At 55.7% G+C, this 22,329-nt stretch carries 17 protein-coding genes and 1 pseudogene; 4 read left to right on the top strand and 14 right to left on the bottom strand.

The features are described 5' to 3' along the window. Positions 1-57 precede the first annotated feature (57 nt). A complete protein-coding gene (locus tag HEQ18_RS02095; protein ID WP_432815332.1) occupies positions 58-444 on the top strand; it encodes a PilZ domain-containing protein in 387 nt (128 codons plus the stop codon). Here HEQ18_RS02095 and pgl read toward each other — a convergent pair whose 3' ends face one another. From pgl to HEQ18_RS02060, 7 genes are all read right to left on the bottom strand, one after another. Beyond that, entirely contained in the window at positions 445-1,152 is a 708-nt protein-coding gene (pgl, locus tag HEQ18_RS02090; RefSeq protein WP_432815331.1) for a 6-phosphogluconolactonase, read from the bottom strand. Positions 1,153-1,168: 16 nt separating this feature from the next. Next, complete coding sequence (eda, locus tag HEQ18_RS02085) at positions 1,169-1,783, bottom strand: bifunctional 4-hydroxy-2-oxoglutarate aldolase/2-dehydro-3-deoxy-phosphogluconate aldolase (RefSeq protein ID WP_432815330.1); 615 nt, start codon at positions 1,781-1,783, stop codon at positions 1,169-1,171. A 13-nt stretch (positions 1,784-1,796) separates the two neighbouring features. Beyond that, complete coding sequence (locus HEQ18_RS02080) at positions 1,797-2,768, bottom strand: glucokinase (RefSeq protein ID WP_432815329.1); 972 nt, start codon at positions 2,766-2,768, stop codon at positions 1,797-1,799. After that, entirely contained in the window at positions 2,765-4,588 is a 1,824-nt protein-coding gene (gene edd / locus HEQ18_RS02075) for a phosphogluconate dehydratase (RefSeq protein WP_432815328.1), read from the bottom strand. The genes HEQ18_RS02080 and edd overlap by 4 nt, the downstream gene beginning before the upstream one ends. Beyond that, positions 4,581-6,026, bottom strand: coding sequence for a glucose-6-phosphate dehydrogenase (gene zwf, locus HEQ18_RS02070; RefSeq protein ID WP_432815327.1), 1,446 nt, complete (start codon positions 6,024-6,026; stop codon positions 4,581-4,583). The genes edd and zwf overlap by 8 nt, the downstream gene beginning before the upstream one ends. Positions 6,027-6,391: 365 nt before the next feature. Continuing rightward, a complete protein-coding gene (locus HEQ18_RS02065; protein WP_432815326.1) occupies positions 6,392-7,426 on the bottom strand; it encodes an ACP S-malonyltransferase in 1,035 nt (344 codons plus the stop codon). Then, complete coding sequence (locus HEQ18_RS02060) at positions 7,423-9,615, bottom strand: thiamine pyrophosphate-dependent enzyme (RefSeq protein WP_432815325.1); 2,193 nt, start codon at positions 9,613-9,615, stop codon at positions 7,423-7,425. The genes HEQ18_RS02065 and HEQ18_RS02060 overlap by 4 nt, the downstream gene beginning before the upstream one ends. 548 nt (positions 9,616-10,163) lie before the next feature. On the opposite strand from HEQ18_RS02060, the gene HEQ18_RS02055 reads away from it, so the two are divergent. Continuing rightward, positions 10,164-12,713, top strand: coding sequence for a TonB-dependent receptor (locus HEQ18_RS02055; protein WP_432815324.1), 2,550 nt, complete (start codon positions 10,164-10,166; stop codon positions 12,711-12,713). Between the two features lie 71 nt (positions 12,714-12,784). Here HEQ18_RS02055 and HEQ18_RS02050 read toward each other — a convergent pair whose 3' ends face one another. The 3 genes from HEQ18_RS02050 to HEQ18_RS02040 form a co-directional block, all read right to left on the bottom strand. Then, positions 12,785-14,980 (bottom strand): 3-hydroxyacyl-CoA dehydrogenase NAD-binding domain-containing protein, encoded by a 2,196-nt coding sequence (locus tag HEQ18_RS02050; RefSeq protein WP_432815323.1) that lies wholly within the window; start codon positions 14,978-14,980, stop codon positions 12,785-12,787. 145 nt (positions 14,981-15,125) lie between these two features. Then, entirely contained in the window at positions 15,126-16,340 is a 1,215-nt protein-coding gene (locus HEQ18_RS02045; protein ID WP_432815322.1) for an acetyl-CoA C-acetyltransferase, read from the bottom strand. A gap of 2 nt (positions 16,341-16,342) precedes the next feature. Continuing rightward, positions 16,343-17,500 (bottom strand): CaiB/BaiF CoA transferase family protein, encoded by a 1,158-nt coding sequence (locus HEQ18_RS02040; protein ID WP_432815321.1) that lies wholly within the window; start codon positions 17,498-17,500, stop codon positions 16,343-16,345. 122 nt (positions 17,501-17,622) lie between these two features. Between HEQ18_RS02040 and HEQ18_RS02035 the strand changes: the two are divergent. Continuing rightward, a pseudogene (locus HEQ18_RS02035) lies at positions 17,623-17,730 on the top strand (short-chain dehydrogenase); the annotation flags it as partial. 6 nt (positions 17,731-17,736) lie between these two features. On the opposite strand, the gene HEQ18_RS02030 reads toward HEQ18_RS02035, so the two are convergent. Beyond that, complete coding sequence (locus HEQ18_RS02030) at positions 17,737-18,078, bottom strand: hypothetical protein (protein ID WP_397605941.1); 342 nt, start codon at positions 18,076-18,078, stop codon at positions 17,737-17,739. Positions 18,079-18,239: 161 nt separating this feature from the next. On the opposite strand from HEQ18_RS02030, the gene HEQ18_RS02025 reads away from it, so the two are divergent. Then, positions 18,240-19,049 carry a hypothetical protein gene (locus tag HEQ18_RS02025; RefSeq protein WP_432815320.1) on the top strand — a complete coding sequence of 270 codons (810 nt, stop codon included), beginning with the start codon at positions 18,240-18,242 and terminating at the stop codon, positions 19,047-19,049. Between the two features lie 20 nt (positions 19,050-19,069). Here the strand turns inward: HEQ18_RS02025 and prfB are convergent, their stop codons facing one another. The 3 genes from prfB to HEQ18_RS02010 all read right to left on the bottom strand — a co-directional run bounded on the left by prfB (position 19,070) and on the right by HEQ18_RS02010 (position 22,240). After that, entirely contained in the window at positions 19,070-20,197 is a 1,128-nt protein-coding gene (prfB, locus tag HEQ18_RS02020) for a peptide chain release factor 2 (RefSeq protein WP_397605939.1), read from the bottom strand. A 118-nt stretch (positions 20,198-20,315) separates the two neighbouring features. Continuing rightward, entirely contained in the window at positions 20,316-20,600 is a 285-nt protein-coding gene (locus tag HEQ18_RS02015) for a hypothetical protein (protein WP_432815319.1), read from the bottom strand. Positions 20,601-20,638: 38 nt separating this feature from the next. After that, positions 20,639-22,240, bottom strand: a complete 1,602-nt coding sequence (locus HEQ18_RS02010) for a phosphoenolpyruvate carboxykinase (RefSeq protein WP_432815318.1) — start codon at positions 22,238-22,240, stop codon at positions 20,639-20,641. Between the last annotated feature and the right edge of the window lie 89 nt (positions 22,241-22,329).

The raw sequence follows: 22,329 nt of genomic DNA, 5'->3' as shown, positions 1-22,329 counted from the left end.
TGTTTTGTTGCCAGTGTGCAAGGCCGAATTAACACTAATCTTGTTTGGCGCTGTAATATGGACGACCCATTAAGCGATACATTATTCTCTGATGCAAAGCGTAGCGTGAATCGCGATAGCCTTTTGCTGACGGCAGTATTACGTTTTCCAAATACACAAGAAGAACGGCCCGTACGCATCCGAAATCTGTCCGCCGGTGGCTTAATGGCCGAACTCCCAACTGGCCCAATGCGCGGCGAGCTTGTCGAAGTGAACCTGCACAACATTGGTTGGGTCAGTGGGCGAATAGCGTGGGTCACCGAGGGGCGCGTGGGCATCGCGTTCGAAAATCCGATCAATCCGAAAGATGCGCGCAAACCCGTTGCGGTCTCCGAATTGGATATCCCGCCTTATCTTAAGAAACTGAACGCAACGACTATCCCCGGCAAACTGCGCCGAGCCTAATCAGTCGTCGAGGCAGTAAATGTCGACAGGCACGACAATTTTGTCAAGCACGCGGCCAACCGGATAGGTCGACTTTCCACCCTGTTCGATTGCCGTTTCAAGCACTTTGCGCTTATCGGCACCGTTGATCACCAAAATCGCGGTCCGCGCCGCGCCAATGGCTGCGCCTGTTAATGTCACCCGATTGACGGGCGCTTCGGGTGGTAACGGATCGGGCGCAACGCCTACAGCGCGCACATCTTTGCCGCTGTCCATCGCCGATTCCAAATCAGGACCGGGGAAGATTGATGCCGTATGACCATCTGTGCCCATGCCGAGCCAGACCAAATCCGGCGGCCAGTGGAGGTCCGCCAACCGTGCATTCGCCGCGCTGCCCGCCAGTTTATGATCGGCGGCATCACTTGCGATTGGCAACACCCGCGCACCTTTTGGAATGAAGATTTTGGCAATCATCGCCACATTGGACAAGGGATTGTCCACAGGTACCAATCGGTCATCGGTTGGGATAATCGTAACATTTTTCCAACGAATATTGGCTTGAGCAAGCTTTTCCAAAATCGGTTTAGGCGTTGAGCCGCCGGGGAATGCCACCAATGCCTGACCACGGGCATCCAATGCGCTTTCGATGATGAAGCTGACGTCGCCGACAACGGCCTCAATCAGATCTTCCGCAGCGTCAAAATCCCACCATTCGATTTCTTCGGCCATATGCCTTGCGTCTCCGTTAGTTCCGTAATGCCGATGCGGCACGCGCTGCCGATTCAATCGCGGCAACATCTGGAACGCCTTTACCAACAAGCCAGCTACCGCCAACACATAAAATTTCCGGCACCGCCAACCAATCTGCCGCTGTGTCCTGTTTTATACCACCCGTTGGGCAAAATTGGCACTGGCCGAATGGCCCAATGAGAGCCTTGAGCGCGGGAAGGCCACCATTAGCCTCTGCCGGGAAGAATTTGAAATGCTTCAGTCCCAAATCTAGCCCGCGCATGATGTCGCTGGCACTGGCGATGCCGGGCAAGAAAGGTATGCCTTTGGCGATGGCTGCCTTACCCAAATTGTTGGTGAGGCCAGGCGATACAATGAACTCAGCGCCAGCGGCGATCGCGCATTCGAGACCGGGTACATCGATGATAGTGCCAGCGCCGACAATCGCGCCGGGGACCTTCTTCATCTCGGCAATCGCGTCCAAGGCGGCAGCCGTGCGCAAGGTGACCTCAAGCACGCGAAGCCCTCCTGCCACTAGCGCCTGCGCTATATCACGCGCATGCGCGGCATCTTCAATGACCAACACCGGAATAACGGGCGCGGTGCGTATGATTTTTTCTATTGCGACCATATGGTGTAAATCCTCAAATATATTGCTGGGCGTAGGCGGCCGCTGCGCCAAAAAGGCCGGGTTGGGGATGTGTGATCAGTTTTACCGGGATGGCGGACATCAGCCCTTCGAAGCGGCCCTTTGCGCGAAACCGTTCGGCAAAGCCCGAACGGATGAGGCTATTTTTGATCCGTAAGCCCAGCCCGCCCGCAATCACAACGCCAGCAAACCCTCCCTGCGCGAGCGTAATGTCACCTGCCACACTGCCAAGCGATAGACAGAAGCGGTCAACCGCTGCGGCGGCAAGGCTGTCCTCGCCTGACATTCCCATTTGCCACAAGGTCTTGTCATCATATTGCTGGACCGCACGCCCCTCAATCCCGGCAAGCGTTTCATAGAGATCGACAAGGCCTGGTCCAGACACCACGCGTTCGATCGATACCCGGCGGTAACGTTTGCGCAACCGCGCCAAAACAGCGTCCTCAATCGCATCTAGCGGGGCGAAATCGATATGCCCGCCTTCGGTCGCCTGCACATTATAGGCGCTGCCCCTGCGCCAGACATGCGCCACGCCAAGACCAGTTCCCGGCCCTATAATGCTCAACGTGCCGTCCGTAGCAAAGTCCTGATCCGGCCCCGTCAAATGCTGAAAGTGCTCTGGCCCCGCCTGCGCAACTGCATGGCCCACCGCGCCGAAGTCATTGACGATGACAAAGCTGTCGACGTCCAATTTCTCGCACACCATCGAACGGCGGATGATCCATGGATTGTTGGTAAACTTGATGACATCGGCGTCCACTGGCCCCGCAATCGCAATTGCCGCCCCGCGGGGAAGTGGCGCACCATTGATCCGTTCAAATTCCTGCCACGCCGTCTGGAAACTCGCATGTTCAGCGGTTTTCAGCGTCACCGCTTCGCCCAAGGCAAGCACGCGGCCGTCCATAACTTCGGCAATTGCGAAGCGGGCATGGGTTCCGCCGATATCGACAGCGACGATAGCCGTCATAGTCCAGCAACCGCCAACATGGCCGACCCGCCTTTCTCCGCCTCATCCGCGCCGGCCTGCATCAACGCGAACAGCTCACGCCCGGTGCCAATATGCCGTGCGGGCGTCGGCGCTGGCGCGCGGGCCGCCCAAATATCTGCGTCGACCAGAACCGACAATGTTCCGGTATTCGCGCAGAGCCGAATGATATCACCATCCTGAAGCTTGGCGATAGCTCCGCCGCGCGCCCCTTCCGGACTTAAATGGATCGCGGCAGGCACTTTGCCCGACGCGCCGGACATGCGGCCATCGGTTACGAGCGCCACATTAAAGCCCTTATCCTGCAACACGCCTAAGGGCGGGGTCAGCTTGTGCAATTCGGGCATGCCGTTCGCGACGGGCCCTTGGAAACGGATGACGACAATGACATCACGATCCAATTCGCCCGCCTTGAATTCTGCCAATGCGTCATTCTGGTCATGAAACACGCGGACGGGCGCTTCTATGGTCCAGCGGGCAGGATCGACTGCGCTGGTCTTAAATGTTGCGCGGCCCAAATTGCCCGTCACCAAACGCATCCCGCCATCGGGGCTGAACGGCGCAGATGGTGGACGCAGCATAGTGTCATCGGCAGTGACGGCTGGCGCATCCCGCCAGACAAGCCGGTCATCCTCCAACATTGGCTCACGCCCATAATCAGCCAAATCATTGCCTGCGACCGTCATGATATCGCGGTGCAGCAGGCCGGCATCTATCAACTCCCGAATGACATAACCCATGCCGCCCGCCGCGTGGAAATGGTTCACATCGCCAGAGCCATTTGGATAGACCCGCGCAATGAGCGGCACAGCAGAGGACAGTTGGTCCAAATCTGCCCAATCAATAATGATCCCCGCCGCCCGCGCGATTGCCGGAATATGCAGTGCATGGTTGGTTGAACCACCCGTTGCGAGCAAGCCAACACATGCGTTCACAATAGCCTTTTCATCCACGCAAAGGCCCAAGGGACGATAATCATCGCCATCCCACCCAATTTTACTCAGGCGATGGACGGCGGCACGGGTCAATTCGGTCCGCAATTTCGTGCCGGGGTTGATAAAGGCGGAACCGGGTATATGCAGCCCCATCACTTCCATCATCATCTGGTTTGAATTTGCGGTGCCGTAAAAGGTGCAGGTGCCCGCGCTATGATAAGACGCGGCCTCCGCCTCAAGCAATTCGGCGCGGCCAACCTTGCCTTCCGCATAAAGCTGCCGAACGCGTTGTTTTTCCTTGTTGGCAAGGCCCGACGGCATGGGCCCGGCTGGCACAAGGATGGTCGGCAAATGGCCGAAGCGCAAAGCGCCGATCAACAGACCAGGCACAATCTTGTCGCAAATGCCCAGCATCGCGACGCTTTCGAACATGCCATGGCTCAGACCTACCGCCGTTGCCATCGCGATTACGTCGCGGCTGAACAACGACAGCTCCATCGAATCCTGCCCCTGCGTGACACCATCGCACATGGCAGGCGTTGATCCTGCAACTTGCGCGGTAGCGCCAACCTCACGCGCGAAAATTTTCATCTGCTCTGGATAACGGCCATAAGGCTGATGCGCGGAGAGCATATCGTTATACGCGCTGATAATGCCGATATTCATTGCCTTGCCATCGCGGATCGACGCCTTGTCCTCGCCACTGGCGGCAAAGCCATGCGCAAGGTTACCGCAGCTTAAAACCGGGCGGTTAACACCAGCGTCGCGTTGCTTGGCGATCAGGTCGAGATAGGCCTGACGCCCCGGCTTGGAGCGTTCAATAATCCGCGCAGTGACGGCCTCAATGGTGAAGTGCAATTTACTCATGCCAGCTCACTCCATCGCGTTCAGTCAGCGCAATCGCCGCATTCGGACCCCAGCTTCCCGCGCCATAGGCCTTCGGCTTAAGTGCCGTGGCGTTCCACAACGCCCGTATGGCATCGATCCATGCCCACTGTGCCTCAACTTCATCCCGGCGGACAAATAGCGTCTGGTCGCCTTCTATGAGGTCGAGAAGCAGTCTTTCATACGCAATCCGCCTGCGCGATCCGGCAAAGGCTGCCGTTAGCGACAAATCCAGCGGCACTTCGCGCAAAGTAACCCCGCCCCGATCCAGTCCGGGTTCTTTTGCCATCACCAACAACCGCACATATTCCTCCGGCTGCAAACGGATGATAAGCGTATTTGCCTCAAGTTTACCGCCACGGTCGCGGAACACATTATGCGGCACGGGCTTGAATTGGATAACAATTTCACTGCGCCGTTCGGGCAGGCGTTTGCCGGTGCGGAGGAAAAACGGAACACCCTGCCAACGCCAATTGTCGACATAAGCCTTTATCGCAACAAATGTTTCGGTGTCGGACGCTTTACCCAGATCGCTTTCGTAGCTTTTGACCGCATCGCCTTGGACCGCGCCTTCGGTATATTTACCGGTCACAACGTCGCCTTCGGCCACAGGACGGAGCGCGCGCAGAACCTTGACCTTTTCGTCACGAATGGCGGTGGCATCAAGGCTGGCGGGCGGCTCCATCGCGGTCAGTGCGAGCAATTGCAGCATATGGTTCTGCACCATGTCCCGCAGCGCGCCCGTGTCATCGTAAAAGCCCGCGCGCCCCTCAAGTCCGACAGTTTCGCTCACGGTAATCTGCACATGTTCGATGGCATTGGCATTCCACAATGGTTCAAACAACATATTGGCAAAGCGTAACGCCATCAGGTTCTGAACGGTTTCCTTGCCCAGATAATGGTCAATGCGGAAGGTGCGTTTTTCGGGGAATACGGCATTGACGGCGTCATTGATGTGGCACGAGGACGCAAGATCATTGCCCAAGGGTTTTTCGAGACCAATACGGACATTCTCGCCCGAAAGCCCGGCATAATCTAGGCCCTTGATCGTCGCTTCGAACAAAGACGGCGCTGTGGACAGGAAGATCGACACACCCCCCGAGATATCACCAATTGTCGCCGCCAGCTCGTCAAAGCCATCAGGATTGGACGCATCCAGCGCGACATAATGCAAACGCAGCAAGAAGGCATCAATCAACCCTTCGGCCTTGCGATCATCGGGTAGAAATTCGCACAATGCCGCACGCGCCATGTCGCGGAAGGCCTCGTCGGTCAGGGGACTTCGGGCGGTGCCAAATATTCGCAAGTTCGGATCGATCAAGCCATCGGCATGCAATGCGTATAAGGACGGCAGCAGCATTCGGCGCGAAAGGTCGCCCGTCGCCCCGAACAGCAGCAAGGTTGAACTATGGTCCCGCATTCCGTCGATCTCCTGGCAAGGCACCAGACAATCGCCTTGCAATTCGTCCCTCCCTTTATCCGGAAGCGGCGGGGCGTCTAGCGCTTATTCGTATGCAAGACTTAGGGTCAGGACCACTTAAATCCACCTTCGCGGCGTCAAAATGGCAAAGATATCGAAGGAAAATGTCCGCCGCAGGCAGTTATTCTGCCTGCAAGGGCATTTTGCTTTAAGATCGAAGCCATTTTGGCGTCCTTCGGATTTGACCCATACTGTCCATTGCTGCGTTGGCAAGCTTGGACTTAGAACCACTAAGCCTGCGCTTGCCGCCTGGCACTGAACAATATGGCCTCAAACCGCGAAGGTGGATTTAAGTGGTCCTGACCCTAGCTTTGTGCCCAAGCGCGCTGTTCGGCCATGCCCATGGAAATGAGGATCGGTTCATCCTGCTGCCGCGCCTGAAAGTCCGCTTTGCTCGACAGACCGCGCCAGCCCGAAGCGATCAGCGCCTGAACCGTTGGTGCGCCTAAGGTCGTGCCGGGGCCAAGGACAATGATCGTGTCGGGCGCGAATTCGGCGGCTGCGACCTGAACTGCGCGGGTAAAATCATAGCTGTCGGTCAGTTGCGCGCCGAGTGTGTAGTCATAAATGGCCTCATGGCTGAACGCGCGCGGGGACCAAATCCGGCCCTGCCCGTCAATCGCGGGAATTTCACCAGCCCCGAAATCGGTCATTGGGTTTTCGGCCCGCGCCATTGGAACGATGTGGTTCAGCAAGGGGCTATGGAATGCGGCGTGGTGCATAAGGCGCAGCGGGAAGCGGTCGTCTTTGGGCAGCCGCTCCATCAGCCATTTCAACCCGGCGTCGTCTGCGGCGAACACAATCATCCCGCCCAAGCGAATGGAAATATGGACATTAATGTGTGATGCTGTCTGCACTTCCTTCAACAAGTTACTGACAAAAAACATTTTGTCTTGGCTAATTTTCCAGTCATCATCGACGATTGACCAGACAATCTGCCCGCCGGTTCCATGCTGATGCATGATCCCGCCCATATTGTTGACGAGCCGCGCCCCGCCCGCAAGATCGACGATGCCCGCGCAAGCCAATGCCAGATACCAACCCATGGAGTTACCGGTGATCGCGACAATGTCGTATTGTGCGCGGTCAATCGCGGCGAAGTCCGCCATTGCGCATGCATAGATCAACGCCGAGGCATTATCGCCGGTCATATGCACCGATGGCGTGTATTTGTCTGCACTATCAAGCTGCGAGACAGTCACCTGCCCCTTCCCCGCCCGAACTGCGTCCACGGTGGCAATTATGTCCCCGTGTGCCGCATGATGCGCCCGAAGATAGCCAAGCTCTGCGGCGTTATACGTCCCGCGTCCTGGGCAGATGACTAAAGCGCGTTTTTTCATACCACCGCCGCCTGTGCGGCTTCGATTATGGACGCTTTGCTTGGCAAAACCAGTTCCGCCGCTGGTCCCAACGGAATGAAGCAATCCTCTGCCGTAATCCGGCTGACGGCATCGCCGCGTCCTGCCTCGGTCAATAGGGTCATCAACTTCTCGCTGAGGCTTCCCGACCTACGGCATTCATCGACTATCAAAATTTTCCCGCAATCCGCCACCGCCGCAACAATCGCCTCGGCATTTAACGGGTGCAGCCAGCGTAGATCGATAATCCGCAGGTCAATTCCTCCCGCCTTCAACTCATCCGCCGCCTGACACGACAGAAAAAAACCATTTCCGTATGTTATGATCGCAAGTTCAGTACCTTTGCCAAATTGACCGAGCGCACCGAGCGAAATAACATTGTCCTGATCTGGCGCCATATAAGGTGCAGTCCACGCACCGTCGCCCGGCTGTTGCAGGTCGGTTATATGATAGAGCGCAATAGGCTCAATAAAGACCACGACCCGCCCGTCCTCATGCGCCAGACGGACGCATTCCCGTAACATCGCTGGCGCGTCAGCGGCGCTGGACGGACAAGCGACGATGATGCCGGGAATATCGGTAAGGACGGCCAGGCTATTGTCATTGTGGAAATGCCCGCCAAACCCCTTTTGATAGGGCAGGCCAGCAATGCGGATGACCATCGGGTTGCGATATTGCTTGTTTGAAAAGAAGGATAAGGTTGCCGCTTCGCCACGGATCTGATCTTCGGCATTGTGCAGATAGGCCAAAAACTGGATTTCGGGGATCGGCACAAAGCCGTTATGCGCCATACCAATGGCGAGGCCCAAGATCGTTTGTTCGTCCAGCAACGTGTCGAACACACGCGTGGCGCCAAATTTCTCCTGCAACCCCTGCGTCACGCCATAAACGCCACCCTTGCGCGCAACATCTTCGCCAAACACCGCGACATTGGGATATTGCAGCATGATGTCCGCCAAGGCAAAATTGATGCTCTTGGCCAAGGTCGCTGGCTTGGCCAGGTTGCGCGCGTCATGCGCGAACAGGGCATCACGTTTCGCCGCATCGGGCGAGGGTTGCGGCGGCTTTTCGGATTTCGTTGGTTCAATCGACGCCATAACCCCTGCCGCCTTCAATAGTCGCGGCTTCGCCAGCGCATCGCGTGCCACGCTATCGACCCGGGCACGCATATCTTCATAGCGCGCAACTATCTCCGCGCCTGACATGCCCGCTTGTTCATGCAAGATACGCGCGCTGTGTAGCAAGGGGTCCTGCGCCTCAGCCGCCTCGATCTGTGCAATAGGGGCGTAGCTTAATTCAACGTCCGCCCCGGCATGCCCCATCAGTCGGATCGTCTGCATGTGCAGGAAAACCGGCTTGCGCCGCGTGCGGGCATAGGTCACCGCTTCTGCGCATCCGCGCAAGGCATCGTTCATGTCCGCACCGTCGCAGCTAATGTAATGCAGCGCCGGCCTATGCGCGAAATTGGCCGCGATCCACCCGCCCGGTGTGCGCACGGAAATCCCAATGCCATTATCCTCACACAGGAACACAATCGGCATGGGCAGATGCTGATACGCCGCCCAACATGCGGCGTTGAACGCTCCTTGCGACGTTGAATGGTTCGCGGACGCATCACCGAACGAACATAGGATTATCGAGTCATGCGGCAGGACCGCGTCAGCAAGCTGCAGCCGCTGCGCCATGCCAAGCGAATGCGCCGCACCCACGGCCTTAGGCAGATGTGAGGCAATCGTGCTGGTTTGCGGCGGAACAAAGGTGTGGGCGCATCCCAATACTTTGTGCCGTCCGCCCGAAATCGGGTCATCGGCTGACGCGGCGAAGGACAAGGCCATGTCATGCAAGGGCGTCAGGCCGCCGGCTTGCTTCTTACGCTGGATCAGGAACGCAGCATCACGGTAATGCAGGAATGCCATATCGGTCGAGCGTGTTGCGGCGGCCATGGCCGCAGTGCCCTCATGCCCCGAACTGCCAATCGAATAGAAAGTCTTGCCCTTGGAACGCCGCGCCCAAAGGTCGAGATGGCGGCTCATGATTTGTGTGTCGAACAAATCAACAAGCAGATGGGCAGCTGCTGTTGGAGCCGCATTTTCTAAACGCGGGGTTGGAAAGTCATGGGCAGCGACGCGGCGGGAAAATGCCTCGTCCAAGATCGTGGGGCGGTCAAACATAGCCAGCGATGATTAGCGTCAAAAGACGCAAAAGCCACAGCAAAGTGATAGGGTCAGGACCACTTAAATCCACCTTCGCGGTTTGAGGCCATATTGTTCAGTGCAAGGCGGTAAGCGCAGGGCTTAGTGGTTCTAAGTCCAAGCTTGCCAACGCGGCAATGAACAAAATGGGTCAAATCCGAAGGACGCCAAAATGGCTTCGATCTCGAGGCAAAATGCCCTTGCAGGCAGAATGATTGCCTGCGGCGGACATTTTACTTCGATATCTTTGCCATTTTGACGCCGCGAAGGTGGATTTAAGTGGTCCTGACCCTAATTTCAATCGCGCGATTAAATTGCTGGATTTGTAAAATTTCGGCGATAGTATGTAAAGGTCAGAGAGTTGTTCTTCCTGGATGTACCCAACCGGGAAGCGTTGAGAGCGCCGCCAGCCTTATATGAGCAGCAAATGCCAATGGGTTGTCGGTTAAATGGAGGAGAGAGAAATGCGTCGATTTAATCGTGTTATTACTGCTGCCTTATGCAGCACCATCTGCAGCGTTATGATAATGCCCGCAGCCTATGCCCAAACAGCCCAAGCCGAAGAAGATAGTGGTGATGAACCCATTATCGTGACCGCAACATTGCGTGCGATGGATGTGCAAGACATTCCGCTCGCTGTGACTGCAGTCGCGCCAGAGGCACTTGAGCGTCAGGGGATCAATGACATCAAGAACCTGGCGTCCATTTCGCCCAGTTTTAACATTCAATCATCGCAAACCGAAACGCAGGGCACCTCAATTAAAATCCGCGGCGTCGGCACCACCGGCAACAATACTGGCCTTGAAAGCTCGGTTGGCGTATTCATCGACGGTGTATACCAGTCACGTCCGGGCGTTGCTTTGGGTGATCTTGTCGACCTTGAGCGCCTTGAAATTCTGCGTGGTCCTCAAGGCACGCTTTTCGGCCGCAACACATCTGCTGGTGCGTTGAACGTAACCACAAAACGGCCGAACCTTTCCGAAGTCGAGGGCTTTGCGAACGCCAGTTACGGCAATTACAATTTCATGAATCTCCAAGCTGGCGTCAGCGTGCCTGTTGCCACTGACGTTGCCGGTGTTCGGTTGTCTGGTACATGGCGCAAACGCGACGGCTATCTGAAAACCCCCGCTGGCGTGGAGAGCAATGATCGTGACCGCTATATGCTGCGCGGCCAGCTTTATATTGAACCCAATGCCGATGTGAGCATCCGTTTGCTGGCGGATTATGCCAAGACTGATGAACAATGCTGCGAAGCCGTTATTGTTCGCGAAACCGAACTGGCGCCTTTCTTTGCCGCCAACGGACTATTAAGCGATGGCGTCGATCAGTCCGGAATGAGCGCTCTCAAGAATTTGTCGATCAACGGCGGCCCCTATCTGAACGGCTCCAAGCAATGGGGCACCTCGGCCGAGCTAAAATGGGACTTGGGTGGCGTAAAGCTGACCTCGATTACCGCATATCGTAAGTTCGATACGAACTCGACAACGGTCGGTGGCTTCACCGCCAACGACACTTACACGGTTGGCAATGGCGCACCGACGTCGCGCGCCGGTATTTTGCCGTCGGGTGACCATATCAAAACCTTTACGCAGGAATTGCGCTTGCAGGGCATGGCGTTTAACGATCACCTCGACTGGTTGCTCGGCGGATTTTACTCCAGTGAGAAAATCCGTGCCGACCAGACGATGACCCTCAATGCCGATTTCCAGAAGACCGGAAGCGCCTTTAACTTCGGTCCAGCCACGGCGGTCGGTCCGCCAGCTGGTTTTGGTTCAAACCCATTGTTTACGTTAACCGCTTTCGGCAATGCCGGTGTCCCAGTTAATGCCAATGGCAACTATGCCGAAAACCGGTTCCTGCAGGATGCAAAAAGCTGGTCGGTGTTCACGCATAATGTCATTAACTTCACGGATAAGCTCAGCTTAACGCTCGGCGCACGTTATGTGAATGAAACTAAGGACGCTTCATTCAACCAGCTTGCCGGAACGACCGGTGCAGGTGCAAGTGCGTGCCAAGCGAGTGTGAATGGTGTATTGAGCGGCGCAGTCCCTGCCCCCGCACGTGCAGGTTTGATTGGTATCAACTGCTTCCCATTTGCAACATCGGTTGCCCTTACTGCTCCGGCAGCATTGGGGGGTGGTTTGGCAAGTCGATGGTTGCCGTTGCCGCGTCAGTGGACACAGGAGTTCAAAGACGACGAGATCACCTATACTGCGCAACTTGGGTATAAGGCGAACGAAGATTTGTTGCTCTACGCCGGTTACAGCCATGGCTTCAAATCGGGTGGTTTCAACCTCGATCCACAGTCGGCAACCTTGCAGAACTCGGCTGCCATTCTTGCCGGCCAAACGACAACACGGGTTTATGCAGATCCGAGCTTCAAATCGGAAAAGGTCAACCAGATCGAATTAGGCGTAAAGGCAACTTTGTTTGGAGGCATCAAGGCCAATTTGGCTTTGTTCGATATGAAGATGAGCGACTTCCAGGTGCTTGAATTTACAGGCGTCCAGTTCCTGACCTTCAACGTCAATTCGGCGCGGTCTACGGGTGCTGAACTGGAGTTGTTTGGCAAGTTGAGCGATCATATCGCTGCGAATATGTCGGCCACATACGCCAATGCGCGCTATCCCGGAAACTGTGCGGATGGCGTAGCAGCCGCAGCCCTCCCATCCACATTGCGACTTTGCGGTCAAGATCTGACGAACGCGCCTAAATTTGCTGGCGTTTTCGGTATGACTTACGACGGTCCTTTGAATGACTCGGGGTGGAGTTTGTTGGTCAATGGCAATGTGAACTATTCCGATAGCCGCACGACACGGACAATTGACACCGACACGAACAATCTGCCCGTGCCGCTCGCTCGGCAGGAAAACTACTTCAAGATGAACGCACGCATCGGGCTTACCACACCTGATGACCGTTACACGTTCGAGCTTTGGGGTACCAACCTGACGAATGAAATCACACGCGGCATTACGGCCAATACGCCGCTGCGTGGCGCAGCTGGTGCACGCTCGTTGATCGGTTTCGTGGAAGAACCCCGCATGTACGGCCTGACCGTCCGCGCCAAGTTCTAAATAAACGACACAAACAAAAAGGGCGGCCTCCGCGTGGAGGTCGCCCTTTTTTGTGCCTTGCTTTCTGGTTTTTATGCAGCAGCTTTATACAAAGTCTCGCCCTTGTCCGCCATCTCGCGGAAGCTTTTCGGCGGTGCAAAACGGCTTCCGAAACGTTGCGCAAGATTGTCGGCGGTACGGACGAAATTTTCCATCCCGACCGTATCGATATAGCTCATGGGACCGCCCGTATAAGGTGCAAAGCCCCAACCAAATATCGCGCCCAAATCCGCGCTTTGCGGGTCTTTGACAACATCTTCTTCAAAGCACTGTGCCGTCGCAATCAGTTGGATATACAACAAACGCTGCTTCACCTCTTCGACCGAAGGTTGTTCGGCGGCGAGCGGATAATGCTCGGCCATGCCCTGCCATAGGCTCAGGCGCTCGCCCTTGTCATCATAGTCATAAAAGCCAGAGCCAAAGCGGCGCCCCTTTCGGCCAAGCTTGACCACCATCAACTCCATAAAGTCTTCGGTGCCGCTTGGTTGATAGGCGTCGCCCAATTCCTTCTTGGTTGACTGCATAACGTCATAGCCCAGTTGCAGCGTGGTTTCATCGAGCAACGCCAGCGGGCCGATGGGCATGCCAAGTGCCTTGGCTGCATTTTCGATCAAAGCGGGCTTCACGCCCTCCGTCACCAGCTTCATCGCCTCACCCATATATGGCGGGAACACGCGATTGGTGAAGAAGCCGCGGACATCCTTTACGACAATCGGGGTCTTCTTGATTTTGGCGTTATAGTCAAACGCCGCCGCCAAGGCACGATCACCCGTCAACGCGCCAGGGATGATTTCAAGCAAAGGCATCTTTTCAACGGGTGAGAAAAAGTGCAGCCCGACAAACAGTTCCGGCCGTGACGAGTTTTTGGCGAGGCCAGTGATCGGCAACGTGGACGTATTCGACGCGAACACAACATCAGGGCCGATGACAGCTTCGGCTTTCTTGATAACGTCTGCCTTTACATCGGGACGTTCAAAAACGGCTTCGATGATGAGGTCAACGTCTTTCAAATCGTCATAATTATCGGTCGGCGTAATACGCGCCATGAAGGCGTCACCGGCTTCTTTTGTCATCTTGCCACGGCTGACGGCCTTGTCGATGATCTTGCGGCTGTAATCGACGGCCTTGTGGGCGTCTTCCAAGCTGCGGTCGAGAACGACAACGTCCATGCCGCCCTTGACGGTGACGTGGGTGATACCCGAACCCATGAGCCCGCCACCCAACACGCCAACCTTCTTGATCTCAACCGGTGGCACGCCTGCGGGACGGCCAGCACCCTTTTCAGCAGCCTGCTTGTTGATGAACAAAGTGCGGATCATGTTCTTCGCTTGGCTGCCCGAAAGCAACTTGGTGAAATATTTCGATTCCACCCGCAGCGCGGTGTCGAATGGCAGGATCGATCCTTCATACAAGCAGGACAAAATCGCCTTTATGGCATCGAAATTGCCCTTGCTTTCCTTATGCGCCATGGCGTTGAGGCCAACGAATAATTGCACGGCGCGCGGGTCCATTGCCCCTGCCCCGCCCGGGAATTTGAAATCCTTCTTATCCCAAGGTGCCGTGACCTTCGGATTGGCTTTGACCCATGCCTTCGCATGCGCAATCAGGTCCGCCGCTGGCACGACGTCATGGACCAGGCCTTGTGCCTTTGCTGTAGCCGGATCGAGCGCCTTACCTTGAATGATCATCATCGCTGCATTCTGCAGGCCAATCAGGCGCGGCGTCCGTTGTGTGCCTCCGCCACCGGGCAGCAAGCCCAGCATGACTTCTGGCATACCAAGCTGAATTTTCGGATGGTCAACAACGACGCGATAATGGCACGCCAAAGCCAGCTCAAGCCCGCCGCCCAAGGCAAGTCCATTCAGCGCGCAAGCCACTGGCTTGGCCGAAGCTTTGCCGGAACTCAGGTCCTTGGCCGACTGACCGCCCGTTTCCATTTTGCGCAGCAATGCGTTCAACGCAAATGCCTGGTCAAAAGCTTCTTTGGTGCTGTTCGCCTTCGCGCCGCCCAGCATAGTAAGGTCAGCGCCCGCCAAGAAACCGGATTTCTTGCCCGAGGTAATGACCGCGCCTTTAACGGCGTCGTTGGTCGTGAAATCATCAACCCATTTGGCGAATTCTTCAATCAACGCGCCATTCCAAACATTCATGGAGGCGTCGGGTAGATCGATGGTCAAAAGTGCAATGCCATCGGCGTCGATATCGACGGAGAAAGTTTTGTAAGTCATATCTTCGTTCCTTGTTCGCGCGTTTTCGCGCCAATCTAAAACTTTGTCACCCCCGGCTTGATCGGGGGTCCATGGCCATATCCGTCGGTTTACGCTGACGTGCCGGACTATGGATCCCCGCGTTCGCGAGGATGACAAAACTAGGTTAATTCACGCGTTCGATGATGGTTGCGGTGCCCATGCCTGCGCCGATGCACAAGGTGGTGAGCGCGGTCGACTTGCCGGACCGCTCCAGCTCATCCAATACAGTCCCTAGGATCATCGCACCCGTTGCACCCAACGGATGGCCCATGGCGATTGCGCCGCCGTTCACGTTGATGTCCGAATGATCGATGTTCATCGCTTCCATGAAACGCAGGACAACCGAAGCAAAAGCTTCATTCAATTCCCATACGTCAATGTCGCTTTTGTTCATGCCTGCGCGCGCCAGCGCCTTTTGCGCAGCAAATTCGGGGCCGGTAAGCATGATGGCAGGTTCCGAACCGATAGATGCCATCGATACGATCCGCGCCCGCGCCTTAAGGCCATATTTTTCGCCAGCTTCCTTGGTTCCGATGAGCACAGCCGCCGAGCCATCGACGATACCCGAACTGTTGCCAGCATGGTGAACATGATTGATCTTTTCGACGTCGGGATAGCGCATGATGGCAATGTCATCAAAACCGGGCATCATCGTGCCCATCATCTGGAATGCGGGGGCCAACGCGCCTAAGGACTGCATATCGGTTTGCGGGCGCATCAATTCGTCATGGTCCAGCACGACCTCACCAATGACGTCCTTGATGGGCAGAATCGAACGCGCAAAGCGCTTCTCGGCCCATGCACGGCCAGCGCGCTTCTGGCTTTCAACAGCATAGGCATCAACATCATCGCGGCTGTAACCATATTTGGTGGCAATAAGATCAGCAGAAATGCCTTGCGGGATGAAGTAATTGGCAATCGCCGAACGCGGATCGATGGGCCATGCGCCGCCGTCTGAACCCATGGGCACGCGGCTCATCGATTCAATGCCGCCGCCAACCGCTAGATCGCATTCGCCCGACTTCACTTTTGCCGCAGCGATGTTCGACGCTTCAAGGCCGGAACCGCAGAAACGGTTCACCTGAATCCCCGACGTCGTGTGCGGATATCCCGCGGCAAGAATGGCGGTACGCGTGATAACCGCGCCTTGCTCACCCACAGGGGAGACACAGCCAAAGGCCACATCCTCAATCTCTTCGCCCGACAGACCATTGCGGTCGCGGATCGCGGCCAAGACCTGCGATGCCAGATCGATAGGCGTAATTTCATGCAGCGCGCCATCAGGGCGCCCCTTGCCACGCGGGCTACGCACCGCATCATAAATATAGGCTTCGGTCATATTTAGTCCTTGGTTACGACCACAGCGCCTGCCGCGATCAGTTGGGAGATTTCTTGATCACCGAGTCCAGCCTCGGTCAATATGTCGGCATAATCGCCGCCTTTTGTTGCGATATCGAAATGGGTAGCCAGTGGCTGCGTTGCAAGTCGCGGCGCAACCTGGGGATGCAACCAACGACCATCCTGCACAAAGGCCTGCCGCGCGGCGTTTGCGGGGTGGGATGCGGCTTCGACATAATCCAGCACGGGCGTTACACAGGCGTCGGTTCCGGCAAAAATCGCTTCCCATTCGTCGCGCGTTTTGGTCGCGAACACATCTTCCAGCAGTTCATGCTGCTTAGCCCAAGCCGTGCGGTCATGCTGACCGCCATATACGTCCTTGTCGACGGGCAACCGCTCCATCATCGCGGCGAAAAACTGCGGTTCAATGCAGCCAACGGCCATAAACTTGCCGTCAGACGTCATAAAACAACGGTAGAATGGCATCGCCCCGTCGAGCAAATTTGCCTCGCGCTGCGTGCGCCATTGGCCAAGCCCTGCCATGCCATGCACAAAGCTCATCAGGCTGTTGGTGCCATCGACAATCGCCGCATCCACTATATTGCCTTTACCCGTCCGTGCGCGTTCGACCAAAGCGGCAAGGATACCGTTGACGAGAAACATCGACCCGCCGCCAAAATCGCCCACCATGTTGAGCGGCGGAACCGGTGGCTGCCCGTCCTTGCCAATCGCGTTCAAAACACCCGTCATGCCGATATAATTAATGTCATGCCCGGCCATTTGGTTCCACGGACCCGTTTGGCCCCAGCCAGTCATCCGGCCATAAATAAGACCAGGATTGACCGTGTGACAGACATCGGGGCCAACCCCCATCCGTTCCGTCACACCAGGCCGCAGTCCTTCAATCAAGACATCCGCGGACTCAACCAGCTTCAACAATGCGGCAACCGCTTCGGGTTTCTTCAAATCAAGGATCATGGATTTTTTACCGCGCGCATCAATGGCCTTGGGCACGATTGCGCCACCCGGCCTGTCGATGACAATCACATCCGCACCCATGTCCGCCAGCAATTGGCCAGCATAAGGCCCCGGCCCAATTCCAGATAGTTCGACAATCTTTATGCCGCTTAACGGACCGGATTTGGCGGGAGAATCGGTCATGAAGTGGGCTCCGTTACGATAGGCATTTAATCGACTGATTAAGGTGCCCACGCACTTGACGCAAGCGTCAACTAAGTTTTTTAGCATGGAGCATGTTGGGCAGCGTTCGCAGCAAAGGGGGCGCCATCGCCCTTTTGCTAGCGTCAGACGATGCAAGCTATATGACCGGCAGCGAAGTGCATTTGGACGGCGGATTGCTAGCAGGGAGCGCTGCTTCGCCGGGGGGTTAAAGCATCTTAACGCTTCTTGCCTACGTCCGTATATCTGATCGCAGTTCCGGAAATCGGCGTGCGTCCATTGTTAAACAACGTGCGTCTCGTCTCACCATACTTGGCATGTATGACCGCATCGGCACCCATCTTTCTGCCGCGCTCCCAGATTTCAGCGTAAATTTTCTCCTTGGTCGGATCGGCCTGGAAAGCAAAATGCTTGCGCAAATTATCATTAACCTCTCCGACAACAACGTAGGCGCGATCAACATCGCCTTCGAAAACCGGTACAGCCTTCCCGCTCAGGGCATGAGCACTGCAATTGAGCATTAGAGATAAAGAGAAACCTAAGGTGATAATCCAACGCATTTTATACTCCATTTTGCGCTGGACCGGCCGTAAGTTTTATTTCATATATCCGGCTGATTATCAACAGGATAATCTGGGATAACGGCGTTGAAGGCGAAACAACGTACGTAGCTTGCTTTAGTCCCAAAATACGAAAACGTTAATTTTCAACGGGGGATACAATGAAATTTAATATCGCGCTTACATCATTTGCATTAGCATTGGCTTTATCAAACCCCGTCGCCGCAGAAACACTTAACAATGAATCAGTGCTTGCCCTGATTGATGCCGGACTTGGTGACGAAGTGGTAATTGCCAAAATAAAGTCATCGACTTCAAACTTTGAATTATCAACAGATACTGTAATCAAGCTGAGACAACGCGGTGTGTCAGGCCAAGTCCTAGCGGCTATGATCACGACATCGGCTGCAGCAGCCCAGCCTGAAATGTCACTCGACTCTCCTGACCCAATGGTGCCCCACCCGTCCGGCGTCTATCTTGCCGGAAAGGAAAAGATGACGAGGATTGAATCCACGACGACAAACCAAGCGCGGACATCCGGTATGTTAGGCTCAATCTTAACCAGCGGACTAAGTGGAATGCGCATTAAAGCCGGCGTGAACGGTGCAAAAGCGGATGTACGCACAAGCGAGGCTCGACCGGTATTCTACTTCTACTTCGACCAAGCGGCCCAAGGCCTTGGTGCATACGGAGGTGCAGTAACATCTCCTCAAGAATTTTCACTGATTCGGTTTGAGACGAAAAAAGATAAAAGAGAAGCAGTCATCGGCAGCGTTGGTCTCGGCGGAAGTAAAGCTGGATTACGCGACAAAGATCAACGCGACTTTGAAGTCTCACAGATAAAACCGGGTGTCTATAAGATCACACCAACGCTCCCACTAACTCCGGGAGAGTATGGATTTATATCTGGCGGGGTTGGTTCAGGAGCCAATGCGACTTTCCGCGTTTTTGATTTTTCTATCGTACAATAGGTAATATGAGGATGTGGTACTCAATCCACATCCTCAACCGCAACCGCTTCACCTGTTACCCGCTGGGCCAACGCGGCGGCGATGAAATTGTCTAGGTCGCCGTCGAGCACGTCGCTTGGCGTCGGTGACGTAACGCCAGTGCGCAGGTCTTTGACCATTTGATAGGGTTGAAGCACGTAGGAGCGGATTTGGTGGCCCCAACCGATTTCGGTCTTAGCCGCATATTCGCCACTCGCGACCTCTTCACGTTTGCGCAATTCGGCTTCGTAAAGCCGCGCTTTCAACATGCCCATCGCGGTGGCGCGGTTTTTATGCTGACTGCGGTCGTTCTGGCTGGCAACGACGATGCCCGATGGTTTGTGCGTGATGCGAACGGCCGAGTCAGTCGTATTGACGTGTTGCCCGCCTGCGCCTGACGCGCGGTAGGTATCGATCTTTAAATCGCCTTCGTTGATTTCAATGTCGATATTGTCGTCGATCACCGGATACACCCAAACGCTTGAAAAGCTCGTATGCCGCTTTGCCGCGCTGTCATAAGGTGAAATACGGACCAAACGGTGGACGCCGCTTTCGGTCTTGGCATAGCCATAGGCATTTTCGCCTTTCACCAGCAGAGTGGCGGATTTGATGCCTGCCTGATCACCCGCCTGATAATCGACCATTTCGACCTTATACCCGCGTTGTTCGGCCCAGCGATAATACATGCGCTGAAGCATTTCGGCCCAATCCTGGCTCTCGGTGCCACCCGCGCCCGCATGAATTTCAATGAAGGTGTCGTTGCCGTCTGCTTCGCCCGACAGCAATGCAGAGACCTTGTCGCGGTCGGCACGGTCTGCCAATGCTTTCAATGCGGCGGCACCTTCATCGCCCAACTCGGCGTCGCCTTCCATCTCGGCAAGCTCGATCAGTTCAACCGTGCCCGCCTTATCGGCGTCGATTTCGCGCACAGTCCCAATGGCCGCATCCAACCGGCGGCGTTCGCGCATAACGTCTTCGGCGGCCTTTGGATTATCCCACAAGGTCGGGTCCTCAACCTTGGCATTCAGTTCATCCAAGCGACGTAAAGCGCGATCCCAGTCAAGCGACATCTTGACGAGGTTGAGGGCGGCATCAATGCGGGCAACATAGCCTTCTGCGTCGGCGCGCATAAGAAACTCCACGGGAATGAATAGGTCAGCCGCGGCCTTTAGCGGATTGGACGCTCAAGTCAAAGGCAGCGATGACCAGAGTTATCAGCCGCATCACAAAATCTAATAGTGTCAGGACCTATATGTGATCCAGGCTAAGGCGGTCTGGCGGCACAAAGGTCCGTCGCGCTGGCACCGAGAACAACAGCTCTTTCGAATAAAAGCGAAGCGGTAAATCGCGGCGTCCCCGTGCGGACAGCAATAGGCTATTGACCGCCTCATAAAGCGGCAGGCCGGTCGCGACTTCTGCCAAATGCGCCTCATGCGTCCATGCCGCACGCGGCAAAGTGGCGGCCAACAAACCCTCGCCAATGGCGACTATCAATGCATCGTCGTGAAACAAGCGAATGTCAAAACTGGTCATTTTCCGGACCTCCAACTGGTCCGGCATATCCGGACGCGTTAAGCGGCTTTTGGCGCAGACTGCCTTACGCCTTCATCAACATGATCGGCAAATTGCGCGAAATTATCAATGAATTGTTGTGTCAGCTTTTGCGCGGTCACATCATATTCCGCGCCGTCGGACCATGCCGCACGCGGGTCAAGAATGCCGCTGTCGACGCCTGGCACAGCAACCGGAAATTCAAAGCCAAAATTTGGATCCTTACGGAATTCGGCATTGTTCAGGCTGCCATCCAGCGCCGCGTTCAAAAGCGCGCGCGTGGCCTTGATCGGCATGCGGCTGATGCCGGGCATCGTTGCCTTGCCACCGGTCCAGCCGGTGTTGACCAACCAGCATTGGACGTTACCCTTGGCAATGCGCTCTTTCAACAAATTGCCATAGACGCTCGGGTGACGCGGCATGAATGGCGCGCCAAAGCAGGTGGAGAATGTCGCCTCCGGCTCCGTCACGCCAATTTCGGTCCCGGCAACACGCGCGGTATAGCCCGAAAGAAAGTGGTACATCGCCTGATCGGGCGTTAACCGCGCGATGGGCGGCAACACGCCATAGGCATCAGCGGTCAGGAAGATAATCGTCTTGGGCACGGGGCCCATATTCTTTTCCGACGTATTCGGAATAAATTCGATGGGGTACGAACCACGGCTGTTTTCGGCGAGGCTATTGTCGTCGAAATCCAATTCCCGCGTTTCCGGGTCAATGACCACATTTTCCAGCACGGTGCCAAAACGCTTGGTTGTGGCGAAAATCTCCGGCTCTGCCTCTGCCGACAGGCGGATCATTTTGGCGTAGCAACCACCTTCAAAGTTGAATACGGCGGTGTCGGACCAGCCATGTTCATCATCGCCAATCAAGGTGCGGCTTGCGTCGGCAGACAAGGTAGTCTTACCGGTGCCTGACAAGCCAAAAAACACCGCAGTATGACCGTCGGCACCAATATTGGCCGAGCAATGCATCGGCATAACACCCTTTACCGGCAGCAAATAATTGAGGATGCCGAACACCGACTTCTTCATTTCGCCCGCATAAGCGGTGCCGCCAATCAGGATCAGCTTTTCGGTAAAGTTGACCGCAATCACCGTCTCGCTGCGGCAACCATGGCGCGCCGGGTCCGCGCGGAAGCTTGGCAAATCGATGATGGTGTATTCGGGTTCGAAGTTTGCCAATTCATGCGGCGTTGGGCGCACCAGCAGCGTCCGGATGAACAGGTTATGCCACGCAAATTCGTTGATGACGCGGACATTGACGCGATGCTCAGGCTGCGACCCACCGAACAGGTCCGCGACGTATAATTTGTCTTTACCGCCAAGCGCCGCAATGAAATCTGCCTTCAGCGCGGCGAAATGCGCAGGATCCATGGCGACGTTGGATTTACCCCACCAGATGCTGTTTTCGGTCTCGGCGTCGCGAACGATATATTTATCCTTCGCCGAGCGGCCAGTATGCGTGCCGGTTTTGACAACAAGCGGGCCATCCTTGGCCAATATGCCTTCTGAATTGGCCAAAGCGGCCTCTACCAACGGCGCCGTGCCGAGGTTGCAAAACAGTGTCGCATCCGTGCCAAAACCCTGTTGCGAAAGTGAGATATTCAGTGGTGTCGACATTAAATGCTCCGGCAAAAGGTGCGAATCTAGGGCATACGTATGCACTGTGAATACGCCGCCGGTATACGATGCATCGTAGAAGGTCAAAT

It is taken from the genome of Sphingorhabdus sp., assembly GCF_050921905.1.
Classification (GTDB): Bacteria; Pseudomonadota; Alphaproteobacteria; order Sphingomonadales; family Sphingomonadaceae; genus Sphingorhabdus_B.
The sequence above is the reverse complement of the archived record's forward strand: the minus strand, read 5'-3'. Positions and strand labels throughout refer to the sequence as shown.